This window comes from Oceaniserpentilla sp. 4NH20-0058 (assembly GCF_040371755.1).
Classification (GTDB): Bacteria; Pseudomonadota; Gammaproteobacteria; order Pseudomonadales; family Oceanobacteraceae; genus Bermanella.
In genome coordinates, this window is sequence record NZ_BAABWE010000026.1 from 1 (window position 1) to 913 (window position 913).

The window sequence follows — 913 nt, forward strand, 5'->3', positions numbered from 1 at the left end:
ACTGTAGTGGCACACTAAATTTGGACACCTAATAAGAGGTGCTAAAATGCACCCAGATAATTATGGTGACAATATGAGCAGAGCCCGTTTTACCCCAGAATTTAAAGTTGAGTGCGCTCAACTTGTATTAGATCAAGGCTATTCAACAAAAGATGCTGCTAAGGCCATGGGAGTTGGGGAGTCCACATTAGGCAAGTGGGTTTCTAAGCTGCGTAAAGAGCGCAGTGGTCAGGTATCAGATGGTTTGCCCATTACAGAAGAACAGCGTGAAATTTTAGAACTTAAAAAGCGCATCAAACAACTGGAAACCGAGAAGGATATTTTAAAAAAGGCTTCCGCTCTCTTAATGTCAGACAGCATGAGAGGTTCGCGCTAGTCAAAAAGCTTAAGAGAGCTTTCTGTACGCGAAGCTTATGTGCAGCGTTTAATGTTTGTCGGAGTGCTTTTTACTACTGGGTTAATCGACTTCATTCCATCAATCCAATAAAACTAAAACAGCAAGCTCAAGTAAAACGTCTGCATGCGATCAGCAATGGATCAGCCGGTGCTCGCACAATCGCTAAGATATCGACTACCGAAGGCTTTCCCATGAGCCGGTACGTTGCTGCACAGCGCATGAGAGAACTTGAAATTCAAAGCTGCCAAACACCTAAGCATAAATATCGTCGGACGGGTAGAGAGCACGTTGTTGCTGCAAATTTATTGAACCGTGAATTTAATCCAGCCAGCCCTAATCAGATCTGGTGTGGCGATGTCACGTACATCTGGACCGGTAAGCGCTGGGCGTATTTAGCGGTGGTCATCGACCTGTATTCACGAACCGTGGTGGGCTGGGCGTTATCGCATTCACCCAATAGTGAATTAACCGCGAAAGCGTTACGACTGGCTTTTGAAGCCAGAGGTAAACCCAGCG

Annotated in this window: 1 protein-coding gene and 1 pseudogene; both read left to right on the forward strand. The window is 45.7% G+C overall.

Features of this window, described 5'->3' with window-relative positions; translation table 11 throughout:
• The first annotated feature begins 73 nt into the window (after positions 1–73).
• Positions 74–376, forward strand: a complete 303-nt coding sequence (locus ABWV45_RS15465; RefSeq protein WP_353352620.1) for a transposase — start codon at positions 74–76, stop codon at positions 374–376.
• 2 nt (positions 377–378) lie between these two features.
• Positions 379–913: pseudogene (locus ABWV45_RS15470) on the forward strand (DDE-type integrase/transposase/recombinase); the annotation flags it as partial.

What these genes read in the sequence shown, in the direction of transcription:
- ABWV45_RS15465 (WP_353352620.1), top strand. Translation starts at nt 74, where the DNA reads ATGAGCAGAGCCCGTTTTACCCCAGAATTTAAAGTTGAGTGCGCTCAA.